Source organism: Pseudomonas asturiensis (genome assembly GCF_900143095.1).
Taxonomy (GTDB): Bacteria; Pseudomonadota; Gammaproteobacteria; order Pseudomonadales; family Pseudomonadaceae; genus Aquipseudomonas; species Aquipseudomonas asturiensis.
The window spans coordinates 14,960-40,748 of record NZ_FRDA01000008.1; the positions used below are offsets into that span (position 1 = coordinate 14,960).

Here is a 25,789-nt window from a genome sequence, read left to right on the forward strand (position 1 = left end):
AAGGAGACGCCCCGTGCCTCTTTCACTCCTCATTCTGGCCCTGAGCGCCTTCGCCATTGGCACCACCGAATTTGTCATCATGGGCCTGCTACCCGACGTGGCGGCCGATCTGGGGGTGTCCATTCCCGGTGCCGGCTGGCTGGTGACCGGCTACGCACTGGGCGTGGCCATCGGTGCGCCGTTCATGGCGATGGCCACGGCAAAACTGCCGCGCAAGGCCGCACTGGTCACGCTGATGGGCATCTTCATCGTCGGCAATCTGCTCTGCGCGCTGGCCAGCGACTATGACGTGCTGATGTTTGCGCGGGTCGTGACGGCGCTGTGTCACGGCGCATTCTTCGGCATTGGCTCGGTGGTCGCGGCAGGTCTGGTGCCTGCCAACCGCCGCGCGTCGGCCGTGGCCTTGATGTTCACCGGTCTGACCCTGGCCAATGTGCTGGGCGTGCCACTGGGCACCGCGCTGGGTCAGTACGCAGGCTGGCGCTCGACCTTCTGGGCAGTGACTGTGATTGGCGTGATTGCCCTGATCGGCCTGATCCGTTTTCTGCCGACCAGACGCGATGAAGAGAAACTCGACATGCGCGCCGAACTGGCTGCGCTCAAGGGCGCTGGCATCTGGCTGTCGCTGACCATGACTGCGCTGTTTTCGGCGTCGATGTTCACGCTGTTCACCTACGTGGCACCGCTGCTGGGTGACGTGACCGGCGTCTCGCCTCAAGGCGTGACCTGGACACTGCTGCTGATCGGTCTGGGCCTGACAGTCGGCAACGTGATCGGCGGCAAGATGGCCGACCGCAAGGTGTCCTCAACGCTGATAGGTGTGTTCATCTCGATGGCGGTGATCTCAACGGCACTGAGCTGGACCAGTACGGCGCTGATCCCGACCGAGATCACCCTCTTCCTCTGGGCCGTCGCCGCCTTTGCCGCCGTGCCTGCATTGCAGATCAATGTCGTGACCTTCGGCAAGGCCGCACCCAACCTGGTATCGACCCTGAACATCGGCGCATTCAACGTCGGCAACGCACTCGGTGCCTGGGTCGGCGGCAGCGTCATCGCCCACGGTCTGGGCCTGACTCGCGTGCCGCTGGCCGCAGCGGCTCTGGCAGTGCTCGCCCTGCTCATCACCCTGATTACTTTCCGTCAGACCGGCGATCCCGATCTGGCTCCGGCAACTCATTGATCTATAGAGAGGATTGGACACATGACGACTATCTTTGACCCGATCACCATTGGCGACCTGCAACTGCCCAACCGCATCATCATGGCGCCATTGACACGGTGCCGCGCCGACGAGGGCCGCGTACCGAACGCGATGATGGCCGAGTACTACGTACAGCGCGCATCGGCTGGCCTGATCATCAGCGAAGCGACGTCCGTGACGCCAATGGGCGTGGGCTACCCCGACACGCCCGGTATCTGGTCCAACGATCAGGTGCGTGGCTGGAGCAACATCACCAAAGCGGTACACGCTGCGGGCGGACGCATTGTGCTGCAGTTGTGGCACGTGGGCCGGATTTCGCACCCGCTCTACCTGAACGACGAAGCGCCGGTTGCACCCAGTGCCGTTCAGCCTGAAGGGCATGTGAGCCTGGTGCGCCCGATTACCTCGTTCACGACGCCACGTGCGCTCGAACTGGCGGAAATCGGTGATGTTGTCGAGGCCTACCGTGTGGGAGCGGAAAACGCCAAGGCTGCCGGTTTTGACGGCGTAGAAATCCACGGCGCCAACGGCTACCTGCTCGACCAGTTCCTGCAGACCAGCACCAACCAGCGCACCGACCAGTACGGTGGTTCGCTGGAAAACCGTGCCCGCCTGCTGCTGGAAGTGACGGACGCTGCCGTTGAGGTCTGGGGCGCTGGCCGCGTGGGCGTGCATCTTTCGCCTCGCGCGGACCTGCACGACATGGGCGATGACAATCTGTCGGAAACATTCGGCTATGTCGCCAAAGAGCTGGGCAAGCGCGGTATTGCGTTCATCTGTGCGCGTGAGCGTGACGCAAGTGACAGCATCGGTCCGCAGCTCAAGAAGGACTTTGGTGGCGTGTACATTGCCAACGAGAAATTCACCAAGGACAGCGCCAATGCCTGGCTGGCTGAAGGCAAAGCCGATGCAGTGGCGTTCGGCGTGCCCTACATCGCCAACCCGGATCTGCCAGAGCGCCTGGCCAGCGATGCCCCCTTGAATGAAGCCCGCCCGGAAACGTTCTACGCCAAGGGCCCCGTCGGCTACATTGACTACCCGCGTTTGTAACCGGCACACAGCACTGAAAAAACCTGACGCGTGAGCGTCAGGTTTTTTATTGCCCGCGGCAGAGCCGCTTACTTGGCAACGACCGGGTCGGTGACGCCAATGACGTTACCATCGGCATCGGTGACGGTGCCGTCCGCCATCTTCCAGCGGCCATCGGGGTAGTGGACCGAACCGTCGGCAAATACCCAGGTGCCGTCTTTATGCAAGACATTGCCTTCGGCATCTTCAGTGCTGCCATCGGCATGCACCGTGGTGCCGTTCAGATTCTGTACGGCGCCATCTGGCCGAGTGACCGAGAGGGTTTTGGTGTCTGCAACGCTGCCGTCCGGGTAACTGACGGTGCCGTCCGGGTTGAACACACTGTTGAGTGGGTGAACCAGTTGCAGGACGCCGGTGGCTGTATTGACGATGCTCAGCAACTTTTCCAGCCTTGATGGGCGCGCCGGCTCTTCTGGCATCTTCATCTCAACCGGTGGTTTTTCGGCAGGTTTGACGGGAGGCTTGGCCGGAGCCTTGACCGCTTTGGATACCGGTGGCTTTCCGGGCGTCTCGACAGGAGGTTTGACCGGAGGCTTCACAGGCGGCTTGACCGGAGGCTTCACAGGCACTTCGACCGGGGGCTTCACAGGAGGCTTTACCGGAGGCTTCGCAGGCGGTTTGACGGGCGGCTTGGTCGACGTGCCCAGTAACTCGGCTGGAACGGCCGGTGCAGTTCCTCGTGCGGCTTCACTGTGTTTTTTGTCCTTGGCGTCCATCTTTTCAGCGGCAGCAAGATCAAAGCGGTTGTCATGGTCCTTGGGATGCATCGTATTGATTCCTTTCATGAGTGATACTCCATTGGGTAAACAGCAACGCAAGCATAAGCCGCCGTTTTTTCGGCAGTTCCATATGTATTTAGTGGTGAGTGATTTTTTGCGCAGGGGTGCCTGACAGCCTCCACCTGCCGCACCGTATGCGGCAGGTGGCAGGCGGCGTCAGCGGCGGGCGTTGAGCTGTTGCGACAGGTTCTGAATCTGACTGGTGAGGGTGTTGATATTGCGCGTCACCTGAGCACGAAAGGCATCGAACTCGGCAGTGTTACCCGCAGCCGCAGCCGCAGCCGGCGCCTGGCGGTTTTCCTGCTCGCTCTTGAGCACGATCAGATCCTGCTCGAGACGCTCGATGGCCGCAGACGGATTACCCTGCTTTTTCAGGGTGGCGACATCGGCGGCCAGGCTCTTGAGCTGAGTGTCCAGCTTGCCCTGATCGGCCTCAGCGGTTTTCAGGTCCGGCAATGCAGCCTTCAGCGCAGTCAATTCGGTGACCACGGCCTTGAGTTGCTCCTGCAATTGGGCGCTTTCAGTCTGTTGCTGCGTGGTTTGCGCGGCCATCTGTTCCAGTCGCTTGTCGAGGCTGCTTTGCTGGCCCTCGACGCCTTCACGCTGCTTGTCCTGGTCTTCCAGCTGCGCTTCCAGCAACTTGATTCGCTGCTTGAGCGCCTCGCCATCGCTGGACAATGATTCGGTCGCCACGACCTTGCCGGAAATATCCTGCAAGCGTCCGGCAGCCTCCTCACTGATGCGCGCGAAGCTTTCCTGCGTGGCAACCAGTTGCTGTTCCATCAGCGAAACCTGCTGAAAACTCCACCAGCCCAGACCGCAGAATGCAATGAACAGCGCCCCGACCAAGGCCCAGAGCGGCCCCGTGCTCGGGCCTTTGACCTTGACCACAGGCGTTGTGCGCGAATAGACCGTGGTACGTTCGCGTGCGCCCTTGGCGGGCACGAAATCGTCATCGTCGTCCTTGGCGCTGAGGTTGGGAACGTCATCGACGTCGTCGTATGGATCGTTACGCATGAGCAACCCTTCAAGAAGCTGTTGAAACCAAAGCCTTGCAGTATAACAACGGCATCGAAAGTAGCTTTCATTGTGCCATCACTGACTCAGCTCGATTGTTGGGCCTTCCACCAGCCGCAGAACTCATCCAGCGCCGCCCAGACACTCACGCGGGGCTGGTAATCCAGATAATGCACGGCGCGACTGATATCAAGCGTGAAATCCCGATTCATGACCTGCATGCCCAGACGCGACAGCGTAGGTTCAGGTCGGCCAGGCCACAGCATGCACGCGCCCTCGTTGACGGCCGCAGCCATGTAGGCCAGGCCGTAGGCGCGGTAACGTGTGACCTCTGGCAACTGCATTTGCCGCATCACGTAATTGATGGCATCCCACAGCGGGACCGGCGTGCCATTGCTGATGTTATAGGCCTTGCCCAGCGCAGAGCCTGTGGCCAGCAGACTGCTTAACATGGCCTCGTTAAGGTTCTGCATGCTGGTGAAATCCACCACGTTCAACCCGTTGCCGACAATGGACAAACGCTTCTTGCGTTGCATCTGAAGCAGGCGCGGAAAAATACTGTTGTCGCCCGCCCCGGTCACGAAACGAGGCCGCAGGGCAATCACTTCCAGCCCGAACTCCTCTGCCCCGAATACCTTCTGCTCGGCAAGAAACTTGGTCGCCGCATAGTGATTGTGAAACCGCCTGGGCACCTGATCTTCCTTGATGCCGCGGTGCGAGTGGCCATCGAAGTAGATCGAAGGCGACGAAAGATGGACCAGCCTTCGCACCCTTTGTTTCAGACAGCCCTCGACAATGTTTTCGGTGACTTGCACATTGCCCTGGATGAAATCCTGGCGTCGACCCCAGATGCCGACCGAACCTGCGCAGTGCACCACGGCCTCCACATCATTGCAAAGCGTCCTGACGAGTTGTGGATCACTCAGATCACCCTGTACGAACTCGGCACCCCGTCTGACCAGATGTTCGACACCCTCGGCACGACGACCATTGATCCGCACGCTCATGCCCTGCTCCAGGGCAAAACGCGCAAAGCGTCCGCCGATGAAGCCGCTTGCGCCGGTGATCAGAATCTTCATTTACCGCTCCATAACGCGTCTGCAGAAGAGCACGCACTCTACCCGCATTGATTTCATATAACCCTGTTGACGCTCATTCGTCGCTTAGCGGCACCAGCCAGCGTCCAGACTTTTGTGCCAGATGCTCGGTCAGGCGGGTCAGCAACTGGCCGCCCGTGCGCCAATGATGCCAGTACAGCGGTACATCGATGAACCGATCAGGCAGCAGTTCGCGCAAAGTCCCGCTGCGCAGTTGCTCACGAACCTGCAATTCAGGCACCAGTCCCCAGCCGAGCCCGGCTTCGATCATGCGCAGGAAACCTTCGGATGAGGGGCACAAATGATGCTTGAAACCTTCCGGTGCCCCCAGCAACGCCAGGTAGCGATGCTGCAGAAAGTCATCGGGGCCGAATACCAGCGCGGCCGAGCGTGCGAGTTTGCCTGGGCTGACACCGTCTGGAAAATGCCGCTCAATGAAGGCCGGCGATGCCAGTGCACGATAGCGCATGGCACCCAGCAGCTGGCTACGCGCCCCGGCCACCGGCCGCTCACTGCCGCACAGGCAGGCCGCGACGTCACCGGCACGCATGCGTTTGAGCCCGACGTCCTGGTCCTCGACCACCATGTCCAGCAGCAGGTGATGTTCTGCGCAAAAATCCCCCACCGCCTGCGCCCACCAGGTTGCCAGGCTGTCGGCGTTCAGGGCGATGCGCAGGCGCTCAGGCATGCCCTCTTCATCAAGTGCGGGCACCTGGCTTTGCAGATCGCGCTCCAGCAGACGCACCTGTTGCACATGGTTGAGCAGACGCCGTCCGATGTCGGTCGGGCTCGGCGGTGTGGCGCGAACCAGCACCGGCTGACCGACGCGCGCTTCCAACAGCTTGATGCGCTGGGAAACGGCCGATTGAGACAACCCCAGCACCTGGGCAGCACGCTCAAAACCGGCCTGCTCGATGACAGCGGCCAGCGCTGACAGCAGTTTGTAGTCAAACATCAGTTTTCCTAATGGGTAATCAGGATTATTGGTTTTTCTTATATATCGCCACTCCCCACAATCGCCACCTGAACCTGACTTGTGGAGCATCTTTCATGTGGCAAAGCTATCTCAACGGTCTGCTGGTGGCGGCGGGCCTGATCATGGCCATCGGCACCCAGAACGCCTTCGTCCTGGCTCAGGGGTTGCGGCGTGAACATCACGTTCCGGTGGCGTTGCTGTGCATCGTCTGCGACGCGCTGCTGATTGCCGCCGGTGTGTTCGGCCTGGCCAATGTGCTGGCGCAGAACCCGACCTTGCTGGCGGTGGCGCGTTGGGGTGGGGTGATCTTCCTGTGCTGGTACGGCTTGCAGGCGTTGCGTCGGGCGTGCTCATCCCAAGGGCTCGAAGACTCGGGCGCCGTGGGCCTGAAGTCGCGCCGCGCCGTTCTGCTCAGCGCACTGGCCGTCACGCTGCTCAACCCGCATGTGTATCTGGATACCGTGCTGCTGATCGGCTCCCTCGGTGCGCAGCAGACCGTACCTGAGGCTTATGTGATGGGCGCGGCCAGCGCTTCGCTGCTGTGGTTTTCAAGCCTTGCCATCGGCGCCGCCTGGCTTGCCCCATGGCTGGCGCGACCCGCAACCTGGCGCCTGCTGGATGTCATGGTGGCAGTGATGATGTTCAGCGTTGCCGTGCAACTGATTCGTACCGCGTGATGCCTTTTGATGACCCTTGCGCCGAAAACGCTGGAACCTCTATCCCACACAGTTGTTGCGTGGTTATGCCACAGGCCGGGTGCTATAGTCCGGGGTCTGCGCCGCAAAAGAGTAAAACTCCCGGTGCATGCTGTATCCGGCCGCCCGTGATCGGCCGTGCGATTACCGTAATTGACCTGAAAGGAGATAAACCATGGCTTTTGAATTGCCGGCACTGCCTTATGCCCACGACGCTCTGGCGCCGCACATTTCCAAGGAAACGCTGGAATATCACCACGACAAGCACCACAACACCTATGTCGTGAACCTGAACAACCTGGTGCCAGGCACCGAGTTCGAAGGTAAATCCCTGGAAGAAATCATCAAGACTTCTTCGGGCGGTATCTTCAACAACGCCGCTCAGGTCTGGAACCACACGTTCTACTGGGAATGCCTGGCACCAAACGCTGGCGGCGAACCTACCGGCGCACTGGCAGAAGCAATCACTAAAGCGTTCGGCTCTTTCGAGAAATTCAAGGAAGAGTTCAGCAAGACGTCCGTTGGCACCTTCGGCTCCGGCTGGGGCTGGCTGGTGAAGAAAGCTGACGGCTCCCTGGCGCTGGCCAGCACCATTGGTGCCGGCAACCCGATGACCAGCGGCGATACACCTCTGCTGACCTGCGACGTCTGGGAACACGCCTACTACATCGACTACCGCAACCTGCGTCCAAAATACGTAGAAGCGTTCTGGAACCTGGTGAACTGGGACTTCGTGGCCAAGCAATACGCCGCGTAATCTCCAGCACGACCGAAGAACCCGGCCCTGCGCCGGGTTTTTTATTGCCCTGGCGTGGCCCATCCTGCCCCTGAACTGCCCTCCCGAACCGCATGCGTCGCCAATGTGTCATCCAAAAACATGAAGATGATGGCTTTTCGTCAGCAATCTCAGCTTTGTGTATTGTCAGAAAGCGCTATCTGGCTAATATCACAAATCGGTTCTTTGACAGTGTTACTCTCAAGTTACAAGTGCTGCCGTCCGACACAGTGGGCTCAAACCGCCCACCCGTCGATTGCTCCGTGAATCCGGGGTGAGACAGAAAACAGGGATCCAACCGGGTGCAGGCTCTTTGAACATCCGGTTTCGAGGTTGACTGGGCTATCAGCCCGCGACTTGAATTAAGGAACGGCCATTGAAGCTGGAACTCAAGAACAGCTTGTCGGTTAAGTTACTGCGCGTGGTGCTGCTCTCGGCGTTTCTTGTGGGCGTGGTGCTCAGTTGTGCGCAGATCGTCTTTGATGCCTACAAGACACGCCAGGCAGTCGCCGAGAACGCCGAACGGATTCTGGACATGTTTCGAGATCCCTCGACTCAGGCGGTCTACAGCCTGGATCGGGAAATGGGCATGCAGGTGATCGAGGGCCTGTTTCAGGACAACTCGGTGCGCATGGCCTCCATCGGCCATCCCAACGAGACCCTGCTGGCCGAAAAGGATCGCCCCCTCAAAGCCTCCCCCACGCGCTGGCTCACTGACCTCATTCTGGGGCAGCAGCGCAGCTTCACCACGCAACTGGTGGGCCGCAGCCCCTACAGCGAGTATTACGGCGACCTGCGTATCACGCTCGATACCGCCAATTACGGTGAAAGCTTCATCATCAATGCGGTAATCATCTTCATCTCCGGCGTACTGCGGGCGCTGGCGATGGGCCTGGTGCTGTACCTGGTGTATCACTGGTTGCTGACCAAGCCCTTGTCCAAAATCATCGAACACCTGACGGCCATTAATCCCGATCGCCCCAGCGAGCACCAGTTGCCGCCACTCAAAGGCCATGAAAAAAACGAACTGGGCATCTGGGTCAATACCGCCAACCAACTGCTGGCCTCCATTGAGCGCAATACTTACTTGCGCCATGAAGCCGAGAACAATCTGCAACGCATGGCGCAGTACGACTTTCTGACCGGCCTGCCCAATCGGGTGCAGCTCCAGATGCGCCTGGACAAGATTCTGGAAGACGCGGGACGCAAGCAGGACCGGGTCGCAGTGCTGTGTGTGGGGCTGGACGACTTCAAAGGCATCAACGAGCAGTTCAGCTATCAGGCGGGCGATCAGTTGCTGCTGGCGCTGGCCGATCGACTGCGCGCCCACAGTGGCCGACTGGGCGCACTGGCACGGCTGGGTGGCGACCAGTTCGCACTGGTCCAGGCGGATATCGAACAGCCTTACGAGGCAGCGGAGCTGGCGCAGAACATTCTGGATGAACTCGAAGCGCCCTTCGAAGTGGACGAGCATTCCATTCGCCTGCGCGCCACGATCGGCATCACGTTGTTCCCGGAGGATGGTGACAGCACCGAGAAGCTGCTGCAAAAAGCTGAGCAGACCATGACACTGGCCAAGGCCCGCTCGCGCAACCGTTATCAGTTCTACATCGCCAGCGTCGACAGCGAAATGCGTCGCCGCCGTGAACTTGAAAAAGACCTGCGCGAAGCCCTGCCGCGCAGCCAGCTGTATCTGGTCTATCAGCCTCAGATCAGCTATCGCGACCACACCATTGTCGGCGTCGAAGCGTTGATCCGCTGGCAGCACCCCGAGCACGGCCTGGTGCCCCCGGATGTCTTCATCCCGCTGGCCGAACAGAACGGCACCATCATTGCCATCGGCGAGTGGGTGCTCGACCAGGCCTGTCGCCAGTTGCGCGAGTGGCATGATCAAGGTTTCGTGGATCTGCGCATGGCCGTGAACCTGTCCACCGTTCAGTTGCACCACTCGGAGCTGCCGCGCGTGGTGAACAACCTGCTGCAGATCTACCGCCTGCCGCCACGCAGCCTTGAACTGGAAGTCACTGAAACCGGCCTGATGGAAGACATCACGACCGCCGCCCAGCATCTGCTGAGCCTGCGTCGCTCCGGCGCGCTGATTGCCATCGATGACTTCGGCACCGGCTACTCGTCATTGAGCTACCTGAAAAGCCTGCCGCTGGACAAAATCAAGATCGACAAGAGTTTCGTGCAGGACCTGATCGACGACGATGACGACGCAACCATCGTGCGCGCCATCATCCAGCTGGGCAAAAGCCTGGGCATGCAAGTCATTGCCGAGGGCGTCGAAACCCTTGAACAAGAGGCGTACGTGATTTCCGAAGGCTGCCACGAAGGTCAGGGCTACTTTTACAGCAAGCCGCTTCCAGGGCGTGAACTGCTGGCTTACCTGAGGCAGACCAAACGCAGCAACGCGGCGATTCACTAGCGCGCCGATGCCCTCGGGCGATGAAACACGCGTACGCTCTATGCCAGTCTTGAAACCGAATGTTACAACCTGTCCAATACCGGATCGCGACCCGATGGGCGTTTTGCCTTTACATCGAATGCAAATCTTTCGCATTATGTCGCAGCTTTTCTGGGCGCCCGCCGCCATAACCCCTTTAGACGCAGGATTCCGTCATGATTCGTATGCCTCTGGCAACCGCCAGTCTGCTGGCCATCGCTATCTCTCTCGCCGGTTGTGGCGAAGGCAAGGACAAGGCTGCGGCCCCCGCTCCTGCTGCTGCGCCTGCCGCTCCTGCAGCACCGGCTGCTGCTGCCCCGACACCTGCTGCCCCTGCCCCGGCGGCCGCCGCCCAGACCAATGACGCTGCCGCCAAGGCGGTCGTTGCCAATTACGCAGCCATGGTCTCTGCAGTGTTCAGCGACGCCGAAGCCGGCGCGAAGAACCTGGGCACTGCGGTCGATGCGTTCCTGGCCAAGCCCAATGACGAAACCCTCAAAGCCGCTCGCGACGCGTGGGTGGCTGCTCGCGTGCCTTACATGCAGAGCGAAGTCTTCCGCTTCGGCAACACCATCATCGACGACTGGGAAGGACAGGTGAACGCCTGGCCACTGGACGAAGGCCTGATCGACTACGTCGCCAAGGACTACCAGCACGCACTGGGCAACCCTGGCGCAAACGCCAACATCATCGCCAACACTGAAATCCAGGTCGGCGAAGACAAGGTCGACGTCAAGGAAATCACCCCCGAGAAGCTCGCCAGCCTGAACGAGCTGGGCGGCTCCGAAGCCAACGTCGCCACCGGCTACCACGCCATCGAATTCCTGCTGTGGGGCCAGGACCTGAACGGCACCGGCCCTGGCGCGGGCAACCGTCCGGCCAGCGACTACCTTGAAGGCGCTGGCGCCACCGGCGGCCACAACGACCGTCGCCGCGCGTACCTGAAAGCGGTCACTGACCTGCTGGTGAGCGACCTCGAAGAAATGTCCGGCAACTGGAAAGCCGGTGTCGCTGACAATTATCGCGCCACGCTGGAAGCCGAATCCGGCGAAGACGGCCTGCGCAAGATGCTGTTCGGCATGGGCAGCCTGTCGCTGGGCGAACTGGCGGGCGAGCGCATGAAAGTGGCGCTGGAAGCCAATTCCAGTGAAGACGAACACGACTGCTTCAGCGACAACACGCACAACTCGCACTTCTACAACGGCAAGGGCATTCGCAACGTTTACCTCGGCGAATACACCCGTACCGACGGCACCAAGATCAGCGGCCCGAGCCTCTCGTCGCTGGTTGCCAAGGCAGACCCTGCAACCGACGCCACCCTGCGCGCCGACCTGGATGACACTCAGGCCAAGCTGCAGGCCATCGTCGATCACGCCAACAAGGGTGAGCACTTTGACCAGTTGATTGCAGCCGGCAATACCGCTGGCAATCAGGTTGTCCGCGACGCCATCGCTGCACTGGTCAAACAGACCGGCGCCATCGAACAGGCCGCAGGCAAACTGGGCATCACCGATCTGAACCCGGACAACGCTGACCACGAGTTCTGATCCGCAACGCTGCCTGACGCACGAAAATGCCGGTCTTGCTGACCGGCATTTTTTTGTCTTCCGAATAGAAACACCCCACCCTGCCAGTGATATTTCAGCGCTGTACGTAGGGCCTTTCCCAAACGTTGTTCAGCGTATTGATAACACTTCCGGCTCCACGGAATATCCGCGCCCCATGCCCTCGTCAAGGCGCGCACATGCCAGAGTTTGAAACCGGCCCACTCGATCTGCCCTGGTCGAAAAACGCTTATCTGTTGCTCAACGCAGCCAACGTCCCGGACCTGAAAAGAAGGATCTTTGAATGGGAAGTGAGCCAGGCCTGCACGATGCTGTTCTTGCAGACCCGGTTCAGCGAGCTGCTGGAACGCTCACCGGCCCTGATTCAGATCCAGGGCCCACACGACCCCATACTTGCGCGTTTTCTGGCCCACGCCCGTGAGGAATGGGGGTTATTGCTGTTCAGCCCTGCCGACCGCAAAACCCTTGTCCGCCATCTGCGCTGGCTGATGTTTGTGGAGAAGCCGACAGGTCAGACCTGCTACCTGAACCTGTCCGACGCGTCGGTCGCGAACGCCCTGTTCAGCTTGCACCCCGCGCACATCGACAACCGTATCTTCGGCCCTATCGATCAGGTGTATGCCGCCGACAAAATGACAGAGCAGTGGCGCAGCCACACACGCATTGGCGAGGCAGCACCTGTCGATGTGAACGCTGTGTATCGCTTGAATACCAAACAGGTCGAGGCGCTGGGCGACGCTGTCTTTCGTCTGACCGTCACCCACCTCGATCAGCATCTACGGCGCTTTTTCCCCGACTACCTGGCTGACGCGCCTCTGAGGATCCGTTACCAACAGGTGCATGCGCTGGCCAGCAGCGCGTACGAAAAAGGCTTCAAGAGCGAAGTGGATACCTTCCACTACGCCAATGTCATGTGCTTTCTCGCCACCGAGCCAGACGACGCTCATCCTGACATCCGGAAGCTGCTGCTTGACACCTCTGAGCTAACCCCGTCGCAGCGTATCGAGAAGGCCAACTGGCTTGTGGTGCTGCACGCCCGTCAGCAGGAAGGAACCGCACAGTGACCCAGCCAGAGAACCCGAAAAAACTCCCGATCATGGACAAAGCCTTCTGGGAGTCCAGAACCAGACGCCATACCGACACCCGCAGCAACGCGAACAACTGCCCGTCCCCGAGCAACAAAATCCAGTTGCTGCCACTGCGCTACGGCCGGGTCGAACGGCTTCGCAGCAAGCCGGATTCGACGCAGTACGCAGGCCTCAAGCGCCCCGTGGGCCTGCGTCTGCTACGTGATGGCTACCTGTATGTGATCGATGACCGCACCGGCTACCTGCACGAATACCGGATCGAAAAAGGTGTGCCCATCAAGCGGCTTTGGCAGGGCCGCGAGGTGGTTCAGGATGTCCGCCAGAGCAGCTCGGGGGAACACGCGCTGGTCTTTCCCCAAGACAGCACGCTTTACGTCGCCTACTCGGAACTGCAATGGACCGCTGCCAAATGCGCCCACATTCTTGGCAGCGCTGCAGACCGTTTCTATTTCATGCAGAAAGTGAATCTTGCCGAGGCTGACTGCCTGAAAGGCGGCGTTCATCTGCGCATCGAAAAACAGATCAGCGAACAGCTCGCCGAACTCGCCGAAGGCCCCGCACAGCACTGCTCGACCCCCGACATCCCGGATGCGGAGCAGCAGGATTACATCTGGGAGCATCAGCCCCTGTTTCGCGAAGCCCACCTGGGTGAGCTGAAACATCTAATCAAAGCGAACCACGAGAAAAGCCATCTGTATCTGGTGCTCGAAGACAGCCTCGGCATCCTCCGCGATCTGGCCGAAGAACAGGACACCGTGGTCGGCTGGATAGAGGAATGGCGCGAACGAAACAACAACGAAACCCGCTTTCTTACGGCTACTTACATCGACACGCTGATGACCGTTGGCGACACCACTGCCCGCCAGGTCAACCCCGATTCAACGCTGCTGAAAAAGACCACGCCGCCGCAACGTTCGCGCATCTACGACTACCTCAACGCCCGTAACCAGTGGCGTCGGGAGAAAGGCTTGGGACCAGAGCCGGTTTATCGAACAACTGGCCAATATTCCACTATGCGAGGCGACGTTTACCAGGAGCGCTCTCAAACCCGGTTCGCCCGACTGGACATGGAAAACAAGCACGCGCAGATGAAATCGGCGCTGGGCGAGAAGCGCTACAAGGAGCTCGAAGCGGATATCGAAGCGCTGGATGAAAACAGCCAGGGCACCCTGAACGGTGTCGGTCTGGGCTCGCGCGGCATCAACGACCTGATTCGTCACGGCGAGATGCAACGCTATCTGGCCCAAGAGCGCTCGCACCTCAGGCGCTGGACTCAACGACTGGATGACATCACCCATGATCGTTTGAGTCTGTTCACCCGGGGTGAACTGTATCGCAGCGCCTGGTACTTCGATCCGGATCACCCTGACCAGTTGAATAACGCGCTGACCATGGAGCTCAACTGCACCCGAGACCTGTGTCGCACGGAAGAAAGCCTGCAGAAGGTGGGCGACTATTTTCACAGCAATCCGCATTACATCATGCCGGTGTTTTATGGACGCCTGAACCTGGATTTCCTGCGCTCCAAATCGGGCGATCTGCTCAAGTGGCTGGACGATATTCGCAACGTCGGGCCGGGTCTGGTCGATGCCCATAACCGGATGACTCAAGTCAGCCACATCATGGGCAATCACTGGACCACCACCCTCCATCTGCCTGCGGCCGCACAGCCGCTGCATCAGGCGGTACTTGCCAGCTACATCCCGTCCATCGCCCTGCGTATGGAGCAGTGGATGGTGGAGATGAAAAACAAGTTGAACGACGCGCAAGTGCGCCAGCATCTGGACAGCTTTAATAAGCATAACAACCGGGCCCAACGCCTGGGCGCGCTGGTGGCGATGCAGCAAGAAGCCGTCACGCTGAGCGTTGCCGGCGAAGCCGACGTGCAGAAATACCGTGACGCGTTCCTGCGTCTGAACCAGCTGATCCACTCCGAAAACGAGCTGATCAGGGAACGAAACCGCCTCAGCAAACTGAGCAGCAAACACTCGCTGACCCCAACCCAGCGCAACGAACTGGCCTACGACAGGCAGTACAACCAGCAGCAATTGCTACAGACACGCAACCAGTTGGCGGCCGTGCGCCGTGAACTGGAGACCGCCATCACCCCGACCGGCAGACCGATCAACGGGTCCATCGGGGTGAAGCTGAACATCAGCGACGCGCAGTTGCGTGTGCTGGAAGATGAGATTGCGCGTTTGCGGGCTGGCGCGATAAGGGGGTATGGGACTCCGGGGGCTGTAGGGAGCGCGTTCAAAGGCAGCTTGTTTCCGTTGCTGGCGATGACGTTGCAGATTGGGAATCTGGGGGAGGCTTGGGCGGTTTGGGAGAAGACGGAGGGGGATAGGGCTTTAAGAGATACGGTGATAGTAGTCGGAGCTTTGCTATCTCCTGTAGCCGCTGCGCTTTCAGTTTACCAATCCGCACATATAGCGTTGGTCGACAACGTACTACAGAGATTGGCACTTAATCCTGCAGGAACATCCGGGGGACTATTTGCGGTCCGGCTGGGGAAACTAGGCCTGGGCTTAGGTGCTTTAATTGCGCCACTCAGCCTGCTGGGTGCCGTCGGCACAACATTGAACAACTGGGAAAAATGGACCACTGCGCTGGACATTGGCACAACGGGTGAACAGTTCGGTGCCGGGACGGCACTGGCGGGCGATATCGGATCTACCGCTGTTAACTCGATACTAACTGGCCACGCCGGCATTGAACTATATGGCCTTCTTAGAGAAGTCAGAGCAGCACCTTTAGCCGAGCGAAAGTTGGTCGCCAGCCTGGCCTGGGCAACACGAGGCGCACGTTTCCTGCGGTGTGGGATGCGCATGACCCCTTGGGGGCTTATCTCCGCCGCACTGCAATTAGGCGGGGAATCGCTTTACAACTACTTCAATCTGGATGACCAACAGCGCTGGTTACTCGGTTGTCTTTGGGGCAAAGAACCTGAGGGCTGGGACTGGCCTGGTCACGCGCAAAAGCTCGCTGAAACCAACTTGCGTCCCACCCTGCTCGACAAGGGCATGATTCATCGCGAGGTCGATGGCGAACCTGTGCGCAGCCTGCACCTGGTGATGCCCGGCCTGACCCGCACCAGCTTCGACGACACGTCATTACGCTGGTCGGCGCAGTTGCAGAACGTATCCGATACACAGGATGTCAGCGAAGCCCTTTGCCAAGGGCTTTCGATAGTCGCCGCATCTCCCTTGACCCTGGCGCTGGAGATTCCAAACAGTTGGCAAGGGCATCACGCCCTGCTGCTCCTGCGCGTAGCAGTCAAGCCAGCGTTGGTAACGACTTATCTAAAAGCCGATCAGGGCTACCTGACTTACCGCATTCCGCTTGGCATAGACACTGTGAACAAGCCTGTCAGCGCATCGGTCGAGAAACCTGCGGAAACTCTACAACTCCCGGCCACACAGATCACAAGAGAACGTTTGAATGACTTCTGACAAATACGAACGCTTACCAAGAGCCGGAGACACGGAAAACGAATCTGGCACTGAGGTTTTCTACCTTGCACCACGACCGGTTCCAACGGGTGTTGCAGCTTTTAGCTCACACAGCCTTCACCAGTACGCCAATGAAGTTTATCTAGACTTCGGACTAAGCTGCGCAACAGTAGAGTTTGCAGTCCGCGTTAGCATTGGCTCCGTCATGTCTCTTGTTATTTTTTTCATACTGATCTCCATAGGATTAGGAGTTCATGATCACATCAAATATGGACGCCCAGTTTTTGAGATCTTTGTAACTCTGTTCTTGCCAAATTATTATCTGTGGGGGTTCGCGGGCGGCTTGGCACTCATGTATTTCTGCTGCTTCGTCCACGCCGTCTACCCCCACTCCAGAATCCCACCTACCCGCTTCAACCGTCAGCGCCGCGAAATCGCCTACGTTGCCAAACGCGGCGAGCCACCACGTTTCATCCAGTGGGAAGACGTCATCGCCTGCGTCAGCAGCAGCGTGGTCGCCACTCAGTACGGCACGCAGCAGAAGTTTGCCCTGATGATCGGCCTGCGGGACGCGTCCGACGGGCAGGTGGTGTGGCTGACCGTGCCCAGCTACACCCTCGGCATGGCCGTCGGTGAGTGGGAAGCGATTCGCGCTTACATGGAAGAAGGCCCCAGCGCGCTACCGCAGCCAATGATGGGCGAAAACATGGAGGAAGGCACCGTCGAATTCTTCCACATGTGCCGCAAGGGTTATCGCCACGATCACTGGTACATACGCTACCTGTTCGGCTTCCTGCTCATCCAGTTCTGCAGCGGCTGGACCCTGCCCTGCCACATCGCCGCCTGGGTCGAACGCCTGCCTAAAAAGGCGTTTCCCAAGGCCGTGCTCAACTGGTCCAAACCCTTGCCGCCCGAGCAATGGCAACGCCCAAGCGACGAATTGATCGAACAGAGCAAAGCCGTGCGCAAGACGCTTCGCAAGGGGCTGAGTGTGTTCGATCACTTCAGTGCAAAAACAGCGCGTGACGCGCGAAAAAACGCGGCCGTTGAACCGGAGAATTCGTAACAACACATTGCCTGAGAGGCGGCAAACGATAATCCCTCTTATTCAAACCTCAAGAGGCTGATAAGCTTGCACGCCCTGATTTTCAGCTCTTTGCAGGATGTGTATGGCTACGCGGCTTCGTCTATCTCTTGCGCTGCTCACGACCCTGGTCGTGAGCGCGTGCGATGACGCCCCGCGTTTTACGCAGGCTGAACCGGGCGAGGCGTTGTCAGGTGGCAGTGCGACCGTCAGGAAGAGCGACCAGAATGCGTTCTCCATGCCATCGGCCAATCTGTCCCCGGTGCGTCGTCTGGACTTCAGCGTGGGCAACAGTTTCTTTCGCAGCCCTTGGGTTATAGCCCCGTCCACCACCACGGCGCGGGACGGGCTGGGGCCGCTGTTCAACACCAATGCGTGTCAGAACTGCCACATCAAGGATGGTCGAGGCCACCCGCCCGAGGCCGGAGACACCAATGCCGTGTCGATGCTGGTCAGGCTGTCGATTCCTGACGATCCGGCCTTTGCCGACCTGATCCAGCGCAATGGCGTGCTGCCCGAACCGACCTATGGCGGGCAGTTGCAGGACATGGCGAACCCCGGCGTGGCGCCGGAGGGCAAGGTGCGTGTCGAATACGATGCGCTGACGGTCAATTTCCGCGATGGCACAGCGGTCGAATTGCGTCAGCCTACGTTGCGCATTACCCAATTGGGCTACGGCCCCATGCACCCCGACACTCACGTTTCAGCGCGTATTGCGCCGCCCATGATCGGCCTCGGCTTGCTTGAAGCGATTCCCGATGCCGCGATTCTGGCCAACGCCGACCCGGATGACAAAGACGGCGACGGCATCTCGGGCCGGGCCAACTGGGTCTGGGACGATGCCCAGCAAAAAGTCGTCATGGGCCGCTTCGGCTGGAAAGCCGGGCAACCCAACCTCAACCAGCAGAATGTTCATGCGTTCTCCGGCGACATGGGGCTGACCACCAGCCTGCGTCGGTTTGACGATTGCACGCCAGCCCAGACCGATTGCCTGGCCGCACCGAATGGCAATGGCCCGGACGGTGAGCCTGAGGTGAGCGACAATATCTTGCGACTTGTCGAGTTCTACACGCGTAACCTTGGCGTACCCGCGCGTCGTAACGTCGAGGACCCGAAGGTTCTGGCGGGCAAGAATCTGTTTTTCGAAGCGGGTTGTCAGCAGTGCCATGTCCCGTCGTTCAAGACCCGACCGGACGCCGCCGAGCCTGAACTCGCCAATCAGGAAATTCGACCTTACACCGACCTGCTGCTGCATGACATGGGCGAGGGACTTGCTGACAATCGCACCGAATTTCAAGCCACTGGCCGTGAATGGCGCACACCGCCACTCTGGGGGCTTGGTTTGACCTCTGCGGTCAATGGTCATACGCAAATGCTGCACGATGGTCGCGCGCGCAATGCCCTTGAGGCGATACTCTGGCACGGCGGCGAAGCCCAGGCGGCGCAGCGACAGGTATTGGCGTTCAACGCCGAACAGCGCGAGGCGCTGTTGGCCTTTCTGAATTCATTGTGATTTTTTCTTTTTTCCAAGATTAAGGAGCCGGACATGTTCCGACCCAAGTTGTTGCTGACCAGCCTTGCGGCTCTCGCATTGGGTGCCTGTTCGCCATCCGACCCTCAGGCAGTTACCTCTGCTGCCATTGCCAAGCAGGTGATCCTGCCGACCTACAGCCGCTGGGTGGATGCCGACCGTCAATTGGCAAGCAGTGCGCTGGCGTTCTGTCAGGGCAAGACGGATCTGGCAACGGCACGTGCCGACTTCCTGAAGGCGCAGAAAACCTGGGCCGAGTTGCAACCGTTGCTGATTGGTCCGCTGGCCGAGGGCAATCGCGCCTGGCAGGTGCAGTTCTGGCCGGACAAGAAGAATCTGGTCGGCCGTCAGGTCGAGCAACTGGTCGCTGCCCAGCCGCAGATCAACGCAGAAGAGCTGTCCAAGGCCAGCGTTGTGGTTCAGGGCCTGTCCGCTTACGAGTACATTTTGTTCGACGCAGAAATCGACATGGCAAACGCTGAGCAGAAAGCTCGCTACTGCCCGCTGCTGATGGCCATTGGTGATCGTCAGAAGACGCTGGCCGAAGAAATTCTCAGTCGCTGGAACACTAACGACGGCATGCTCGCGCAGCTCAGCAAGTTCCCGAATCAGCGTTACGCCGACTCTCACGAGGCCATCGCCGAACTGCTGCGGGTTCAGGTAACGGCGCTGGACAGCCTCAAGAAAAAGCTCGGCACGCCATTGGGTCGCCAAAGCAAGGGGCAGCCTCAGCCTTTCCAGGCCGATTCATGGCGCAGCAAATCGTCGCTCAGCAGTCTGGAAGCCAGTCTGGCGAGCGCCGAAACCGTGTGGACCGGCGTCGACAACAAAGGCCTGCGCAGCCTGCTGCCCGCCGAGCAGAAACCGCTGGCTGATAAAATCGACGCGGCCTACGCTAACAGCCGCAAATTGCTGTCGGAGCTCAAGCCGCCACTGGCCGATTTGCTGGCCACCGAAGCCGGACGCCAGCAACTCAATGCGTTCTACGACAGCTTGAACGCGGTCCATCGCCTGCACGAAGGTGAACTGGCCAAGGCGCTGGGTATTCAGTTGGGTTTCAACGCCAACGACGGCGATTGATCGAGAGGATGAAGTGATGTTCAGACGTCAGGTCCTGGCCATTGGCAGCCTGTTGCTCAGCGCCTGTACGCTGGGCGGCTGGACCCTGTTCAAGCAAAAGGATCAGGGGCCGCTGCTGCTCTCTGCGCGCGATGATGCAGAGGGCAGGCATTACGCGGTGGGTTACCGCCTTGACGGCAAACAGGTGTTCGCCACTCAAGTGGGCCAGCGCTGTCACGACATCATCAACCACCCGTCCCTGCCGCTGGCGGTGTTCATTGCGCGCCGCCCGGGCACCGAAAGCTATCTGATCGACCTGCGCGACGGGAGCCTTTTGCAGACCGTCACCTCTGGACCTGATCGACATTTCTACGGCCACGCGGTCATTCACCGCGATGGAGAATGGTTGTACGCAACGGAAAATGACACGCGCGATCCTGGTCGTGGCCTCTTGGGGGTGTATCGATTCGTTGGCGAGCGGCTGGAGCATGCGGGGGAGATTTCCACTCATGGAATCGGGCCGCATCAGGTGTCCTGGATGCCGGATGGCGAAACCCTGGTCGTCGCCAACGGCGGGATTCGTACCGAGGCGGAAAGCCGCGTCGAGATGAACCTCAATGCCATGCAGCCCAGCCTGGTGTTGATGCAGCGCGACGGTACGTTGCTGAGCAAGGAAACCCTCTCCCAGCAGATGAACAGCGTGCGGCACATGGGCATCGCCAGCGACGGGACTATTGTCGCCGGTCAGCAATTCATGGGGGACTCGCACGAGTTGTCCGAGCTGCTGGCAATCAAGCGACCGGGTCAGCCTTTTCAGCCGTTTCCGGTGGCCGAAGAACAACTGCGCGCGATGAACCATTACACCGCCAGTGTTGCGGTACACAGTGACCTGCGTCTGGTTGCGCTGACCGCCCCTCGGGGCAACCGGTTCTTTATCTGGGACCTGGACAGCGGCGCAGTGAAGCTGGACGCGCCGCTGCCGGACTGTGCAGGCGTCGGCGCTGTGGCAGACGGTTTTGTCGTGACCTCCGGCCAGGGTCGATGCCGGTTTTACGATTGCCGCAAGCCGGAACTGCTGGCCAAACCACTGGACCTGCCGACCGGCTTCTGGGACAACCATTTGCATCTAGCCTAGGCGCGTCGCGAACGATCAGCAATGGCGCGGATACCTTCAACCGCGTCGCTGAGCTGAGCGACGATACGATTGCCTACGTCAGCGCTGTCACCGCCCATCCTTTGATTGCGAACAAATGCCTTCTTGATCTGCTCCCAGCGGCTGGCCTGCTCATCGCTCAGCTGTCCACGCAGCTCAGCCAGTTTCAGCAGATTTTCTTCCGCGCCGTGAGTGAGCAATTGCGACTCCCCACGGTAATGATCTGAAATCAGCTGATCGATCTCTGTCCCATTCATGACAGCAGAGACCTTCTCGGCCAGCTTGTTCATGTTGCGATAGCTGCCCTGCAAACGAAAAGGCGGTTCGGGCCGGTGAGCGCTGTGAATCTCCTGATCGAGGATGTGCAGCGCCTGCCGGGCCATAATGACCCCTGCTGCTTCGCTGGCACCGCCGCGCAAGGCAGTCACTATTTTCGTCCAGATACGGGCCACGACATTTTTCCTTCGGCGCATTGCTCGAGCTCTGACAGCTCGGTAAACATCCGACGAAAGATGACATATGCGCCAACAGCGTTATGCCAGAACGGTCTTTTAAAAAAGTAAGAAACTTCCACAGAAGTTGAAATTCAATAAACGCCCTACCGCGCCTGTTTCAGGTACTTGCGTTGCCCGATAAGTGTCAAACACTGCGATTGAGATTGAACTGACGCAAAGGTCCGCTGCAAATGTTCCGGGATGTCGAGGCTGTTACGTCGCCGCATGATGATCATGCTGGGCGCTGGCTTGCTGATGGCGCCAGATACGCGGATAACCTGGCCCTCTAGCGTATCGGGGTCTATCAGGTCCTTCAGACAGATTGCACGGTTAAAATCCGCCCATAAAAAAGGCCCCGACAGGGGCCTTTCAGGTCGAAAGTATGTTCAATTTCTGGATCCGGTTCCCTGGGCAAGGCTGTACATCAGAAGCAACAAGTCGTGATCGGGTTTCATTGCTACCGGACTCTTGACCACGCGTGGCAAGGGGCAATGACCTTCTCCATGCTGGGCACTCAGAATCTTTGTTGCAGGCTGCTGGAGCGCAGCCGTAGCGAGTGTCGCTGTCGCCAGGGCCGCAAACACGAACAAACCTCTAGCCATTTCGAGTTTCATGACTCTAAACCTTTGATAGAGCTGCCAAACGCCGCCTGGTAAAAATAGACCAGCTTTTGCCAGTCTGCGGCGCTGAATGACGAATGGCGTTTGAGTTGTCTCATGTCGTGCTGCGCGGCACCGTACGCCGTCCAGCGACGTCGTCCCTTCTCGAGATCAAGCAAAGCAACCTCGGCTCTCGCCTGTGTGCCTTCGCCTGTCACGCGCACGAAAATATGCTTGCTGTACAGGCAGCTGTGCTGCCAGCGCCCCAGGTGCATGCGGGCCAGAGTCATGCCGATTTCGTTGAGCATCTGCTCGTAAAGCAGCTCGCCGTATTGCTCACGTCCACCGCCTTCAACCCACTTGTCGAACTCTTCAAAACCGTCCAGCGCAACGGTAACCAGCAGCGCCCGCCATTCATTACCTTCACTGCGTTCAGCGCCGCAAAACACGATCTCCGGCACAACGACGCCCAGCCTGCGCAGGCCTTCCAGGGCGTCTCGCTCACGCAATACGGTCGGACGCCCCAAGGGATGCATCAAGCTGCGATAGATGTGACCAGTCTGGCGTTTGCTGTAGAAGGTTTGCCCGTCGTCCGTGACAACCCGTTGCACACCACTTTCGCCGCCACGACGCACGTTGGGCTCTTCAACCCATTCGCCGCGCTGACTCCAAAAGTGATTGAACCCATTCTCACCGGGTTTTCCAACGGACTGTTTCGTGGACTGCAAACCCATATGCTTTACCTTTTACGCAATACATAGACACGCCACATGGCGTACATCGGCAGGAAATCCATTCGCTTCTGAATGCGAAAACCCGCCTGTTCAAATTCGGCTTCAGCAGTAGCAACCGGTAACACAAACCGGTTCTGGTAACTTTCCTGCCCATTTTTTCGCTGCCGGTCACTTTCAAGCCGTCTGCGTTTCCAGGCCTTGAAATTGCCATCAACCCACAGCGAAACGATCACGCTGTCACGGGTCACTCGCTGAAACTCCCGCAATAGAGCCATGCGGTCACTGGACTGCCCAACATGGTGCAGTAGACGCATGCAAAAGATGCTGTCGACGGCGTTATCGGGTAGATCGATCGCGAAAGCAGATGTCTGCAAGGGTTGTACCCTTTTCACCACATCAGCGGGTTGAGACTCACACGCGGTGCGCAGCATGTCAGCAGAATTGTCGGCACCGATGATCGAACGATTAGGCTTTTCGGCCAACATGGGCCAGAAACGTCCTGCGCCACACGGCAGATCCAGGACCAGACCGGGATCACCTGCCAACTGCAGCGCCTTTCTGGCCAATTGTTCATCACGGTAATGCGACAGCTTGCGCCACAAACCATCCTGATGCTTTTCCAGATACTGACGGGCATGCGCCTTGTCGTACTTACGGGAAAACTCAAGTTCTATACGCTCGCTCATGGGAGCATCTCCTGACGTTGATGCCGGCTAACTTAGTGAGTCAGCCGTCACCGTCAGGTCATCTCAATGTGAAAAAAATGTCACATTGGCCCAGAAGATGTTTCGAGATTTTACATAGACTTACGCGTGATGTCCCTGACGCCCGATGACTCAGACAATTCTTCGACGCATGGCAGGCCGGCTGCCAGCGTCGAATCATCGCTCCGATTCAGGCCTTGGGAAGGAAGAGCGTGACCTTGAAACGGCAGCCGTGGGGTTCCATGGGGGTCAGGTCGACGCTCCAGCCCTGATTGGCACAGATGCGCTGTACAAGAGAAAGTCCCAGGCCGAGACCCTCGCCACGCTGCTCGTTGCCGCGCACGAAGGGCTCGAACATGGCTTCGCGTTTTTCTTCCGGGATGCCCACGCCGCTGTCCTCGACCATAAAGCCCTCCTCCTGCAAGGTCAGCGTGATAAAGCCATGGTCGGTGTAATGCAGCGCGTTGCGCAGCAGGTTGCCCATGACGGCATGCAGGAAGGTTGCGTTGTAGCGGATTTCCGACAACTGGTCATCCGGGGGCGGGTTGTAGTTCAGTTGCAGGCCTTTGCCTTCTATTGGATCGCGCCACTGCGAGATCAATTGCTCGGCGACCCCCACCAATGTGGCCTTTGGCGTCATGGCCGGGTCTTCGCGCTGGGTGCGGGCAAGCATAAGGAAGGTCTGTACCAGGTCACGCATCTCTTCGCAGGCGCGACCGATACGCTCGACCTGACGACGCGCACGCTGATCGAGTGCAGGGTTTTCCAGCAGCAGCTCACAGGAACTGGCCAATACCATCAAGGGCGTACGCAGTTCATGGCTGACATCGCTGGTAAACATCCGCTCGCGAATCAGGGCCTGCCTCAGCCGTCCCAAGGTGGCGTCGAACGCCACTGCCAGTTCACCCACTTCATCGGCCGCGTAGTCAGGCGCCAGCGGTGGCGCAAGACCTAGCAACTGATCGCGGTGACGAACCTGCCGGGCCAGGCGCACGACCGGTGCCATCACCCGTCGGGCCAACACCCAGCCAAGGAACACAGCCAGCGCCAGTGCCAGCACAAAGCCAACCAGCACCACCGCGAACAGCACCCGCTCGCGCTCTTCGAAATCGCTCTGGTCCTGCAGCAGGGCGTAGTGACGGCCATCGACCACTTCGATCATCGCGTGATAGGACAGCGGCCCGCGAAACACCTCGTGAAAGCCAGGCTCAAGGTGGCGCAGGTCCTTGGGCAGGTCGAAATCGCCCGGGCCATTGGTGAAGTAGAACAGCTGGTCAGGCTTGGGGCGGTGGCTCCAGTCGCTGACGCTGTCCATCAGCATCAGGCGGTTGAGGTCGCCCCCAAGACCTGCGGAAATCAGTTTTTCTTCGACCAGGTGGACGGTGGAAATAATGCCGATTGCGAAGGATCCGGCGACCAGCGCACTCATCAGGGCAAACGCGATGATGATCCGCTGAGCAAGGCTCTGTTTAAACTCCATCCCGGCCCTCGGCCAAGCGGTAGCCCACACCATGAACGGTTTGCAGCAATGGCTTGGAAAACGGTTTGTCGATCACCTGACGCAACTGATGCACGTGACTGCGCAGGCTGTCGCTGTCAGGACAGTCGTCACCCCACAGCGCTTCTTCGAGAATTTCGCGACGCAGCACGTGCGGGCTCTTCTGCATCAACACGGCGAGCAGTTTGAGCCCGACCGGGTTGAGTTTGAGCATCCGTCCTTCGCGCGTCACCTCCAGCGTGTCCAGGTCGTAGATCAGATCGGAGACCTGCAAGGTACGACGGCCTCCACCCTGGGCACGACGCAGAACGGCTTCGATACGCGCCGCCAGCTCAGACAAGGCAAAGGGCTTGAGCAGGTAGTCATCGGCGCCGGAGCGGAAACCCTGCAGCCGGTCATCCAGTTGGTCACGTGCGGTGAGCATGATCACCGGCGTGTCGCGGCGGGCGTCTTCGCGCAGTCGCTTGCACAAGGTATAGCCGTCGATACCGGGCAGCATGATGTCCAGCACGATCAGGTCGTAGTGTTCGGTGGCAGCCAGATGCAGTCCCGAGAGGCCATCCTGTGCGCAATCGACGGTATAGCCCTTCATGCCCAGGTAGTCGGCCATGTTTGCCAGGATGTCGCGGTTGTCTTCAACCAGAAGAATTCGCATGGAGCACTCTCATATGCAATTTAGGCTGGCGCAGCTTAAGACGAAGTGGGCCTCAGGGCCAGCGCCGTAAATGGCCTAACGATTTTTTCACCCAGGAT

General features: G+C 59.3%; 21 protein-coding genes and 1 pseudogene. 12 read left to right on the forward strand and 10 right to left on the reverse strand.

Features of this window, described 5'->3' with window-relative positions:
- Positions 1-13: 13 nt before the first annotated feature.
- Both BUB69_RS15305 and BUB69_RS15310 read left to right on the forward strand, forming a co-directional pair.
- On the forward strand, positions 14-1,180 hold the full coding sequence (locus BUB69_RS15305; RefSeq protein ID WP_073168193.1) for an MFS transporter: 1,167 nt from the start codon (positions 14-16) through the stop codon (positions 1,178-1,180).
- A 21-nt stretch (positions 1,181-1,201) separates the two neighbouring features.
- The gene (locus BUB69_RS15310) at positions 1,202-2,251 is read left to right on the forward strand and encodes an alkene reductase (RefSeq protein WP_073168195.1); all 1,050 of its coding nucleotides are present in this window, start codon (positions 1,202-1,204) and stop codon (positions 2,249-2,251) included.
- 68 nt (positions 2,252-2,319) lie between these two features.
- Here BUB69_RS15310 and BUB69_RS15315 read toward each other — a convergent pair whose 3' ends face one another.
- The 4 genes from BUB69_RS15315 to BUB69_RS15330 all read right to left on the reverse strand — a co-directional run bounded on the left by BUB69_RS15315 (position 2,320) and on the right by BUB69_RS15330 (position 6,138).
- Positions 2,320-3,075: a hypothetical protein gene (locus tag BUB69_RS15315; RefSeq protein ID WP_073168198.1), complete on the reverse strand. Its 756-nt coding sequence runs from the start codon at positions 3,073-3,075 to the stop codon at positions 2,320-2,322.
- 150 nt (positions 3,076-3,225) lie between these two features.
- Positions 3,226-4,086: a coiled-coil domain-containing protein gene (locus BUB69_RS15320; protein WP_073168200.1), complete on the reverse strand. Its 861-nt coding sequence runs from the start codon at positions 4,084-4,086 to the stop codon at positions 3,226-3,228.
- Between the two features lie 86 nt (positions 4,087-4,172).
- A complete protein-coding gene (locus BUB69_RS15325) occupies positions 4,173-5,165 on the reverse strand; it encodes an NAD-dependent epimerase/dehydratase family protein (RefSeq protein WP_073168203.1) in 993 nt (330 codons plus the stop codon).
- A gap of 73 nt (positions 5,166-5,238) precedes the next feature.
- Entirely contained in the window at positions 5,239-6,138 is a 900-nt protein-coding gene (locus BUB69_RS15330; protein ID WP_073168205.1) for a LysR family transcriptional regulator ArgP, read from the reverse strand.
- 95 nt (positions 6,139-6,233) lie between these two features.
- Between BUB69_RS15330 and BUB69_RS15335 the strand changes: the two genes are divergently transcribed.
- The 10 genes from BUB69_RS15335 (at position 6,234) to BUB69_RS15380 (ending at position 20,989) form a co-directional block, all read left to right on the forward strand.
- On the forward strand, positions 6,234-6,836 hold the full coding sequence (locus BUB69_RS15335; protein ID WP_073168207.1) for a LysE/ArgO family amino acid transporter: 603 nt from the start codon (positions 6,234-6,236) through the stop codon (positions 6,834-6,836).
- A gap of 193 nt (positions 6,837-7,029) precedes the next feature.
- On the forward strand, positions 7,030-7,611 hold the full coding sequence (gene sodB, locus BUB69_RS15340) for a superoxide dismutase [Fe] (protein WP_073168210.1): 582 nt from the start codon (positions 7,030-7,032) through the stop codon (positions 7,609-7,611).
- A 394-nt stretch (positions 7,612-8,005) separates the two neighbouring features.
- Positions 8,006-10,057, forward strand: coding sequence for a putative bifunctional diguanylate cyclase/phosphodiesterase (locus BUB69_RS15345; protein WP_073168212.1), 2,052 nt, complete (start codon positions 8,006-8,008; stop codon positions 10,055-10,057).
- Positions 10,058-10,251: 194 nt separating this feature from the next.
- Entirely contained in the window at positions 10,252-11,622 is a 1,371-nt protein-coding gene (locus BUB69_RS15350; protein ID WP_073168214.1) for an imelysin family protein, read from the forward strand.
- Positions 11,623-11,819: 197 nt separating this feature from the next.
- Positions 11,820-12,704, forward strand: coding sequence for a DUF4123 domain-containing protein (locus tag BUB69_RS15355; protein WP_073168216.1), 885 nt, complete (start codon positions 11,820-11,822; stop codon positions 12,702-12,704).
- 32 nt (positions 12,705-12,736) lie between these two features.
- A complete protein-coding gene (locus BUB69_RS15360; RefSeq protein ID WP_073168570.1) occupies positions 12,737-16,180 on the forward strand; it encodes a toxin VasX in 3,444 nt (1,147 codons plus the stop codon).
- Positions 16,181-16,532: 352 nt separating this feature from the next.
- Positions 16,533-17,246: a hypothetical protein gene (locus BUB69_RS15365; RefSeq protein WP_073168218.1), complete on the forward strand. Its 714-nt coding sequence runs from the start codon at positions 16,533-16,535 to the stop codon at positions 17,244-17,246.
- 103 nt (positions 17,247-17,349) lie between these two features.
- Positions 17,350-18,777, forward strand: coding sequence for a di-heme oxidoreductase family protein (locus tag BUB69_RS15370; protein WP_073168220.1), 1,428 nt, complete (start codon positions 17,350-17,352; stop codon positions 18,775-18,777).
- Between the two features lie 33 nt (positions 18,778-18,810).
- Positions 18,811-19,875, forward strand: a complete 1,065-nt coding sequence (locus tag BUB69_RS15375) for an imelysin family protein (RefSeq protein ID WP_073168222.1) — start codon at positions 18,811-18,813, stop codon at positions 19,873-19,875.
- Between the two features lie 16 nt (positions 19,876-19,891).
- Positions 19,892-20,989, forward strand: coding sequence for a DUF1513 domain-containing protein (locus tag BUB69_RS15380; protein ID WP_073168224.1), 1,098 nt, complete (start codon positions 19,892-19,894; stop codon positions 20,987-20,989).
- Here the strand turns inward: BUB69_RS15380 and BUB69_RS15385 are convergent.
- The 6 genes and pseudogenes from BUB69_RS15385 to colR form a co-directional block, all read right to left on the reverse strand.
- Positions 20,986-21,342, reverse strand: a pseudogene (locus BUB69_RS15385) (hypothetical protein); the annotation flags it as partial. The gene BUB69_RS15380 and the pseudogene BUB69_RS15385 sit on opposite strands and share 4 nt — an antisense overlap.
- Before the next feature lie 545 nt (positions 21,343-21,887).
- Positions 21,888-22,115, reverse strand: a complete 228-nt coding sequence (locus BUB69_RS15390) for a hypothetical protein (RefSeq protein WP_073168227.1) — start codon at positions 22,113-22,115, stop codon at positions 21,888-21,890.
- The gene (locus BUB69_RS15395) at positions 22,112-22,834 is read right to left on the reverse strand and encodes a lipopolysaccharide kinase InaA family protein (RefSeq protein WP_073168229.1); all 723 of its coding nucleotides are present in this window, start codon (positions 22,832-22,834) and stop codon (positions 22,112-22,114) included. The genes BUB69_RS15390 and BUB69_RS15395 overlap by 4 nt, the downstream gene beginning before the upstream one ends.
- Before the next feature lie 5 nt (positions 22,835-22,839).
- Positions 22,840-23,520 carry a class I SAM-dependent methyltransferase gene (locus BUB69_RS15400; RefSeq protein WP_073168231.1) on the reverse strand — a complete coding sequence of 227 codons (681 nt, stop codon included), beginning with the start codon at positions 23,518-23,520 and terminating at the stop codon, positions 22,840-22,842.
- Between the two features lie 208 nt (positions 23,521-23,728).
- Positions 23,729-25,018 carry a sensor histidine kinase gene (locus BUB69_RS15405; protein WP_073168233.1) on the reverse strand — a complete coding sequence of 430 codons (1,290 nt, stop codon included), beginning with the start codon at positions 25,016-25,018 and terminating at the stop codon, positions 23,729-23,731.
- On the reverse strand, positions 25,008-25,691 hold the full coding sequence (colR, locus tag BUB69_RS15410) for a two-component system response regulator ColR (RefSeq protein WP_004881475.1): 684 nt from the start codon (positions 25,689-25,691) through the stop codon (positions 25,008-25,010). The genes BUB69_RS15405 and colR overlap by 11 nt, the downstream gene beginning before the upstream one ends.
- Positions 25,692-25,789 lie beyond the last annotated feature (98 nt).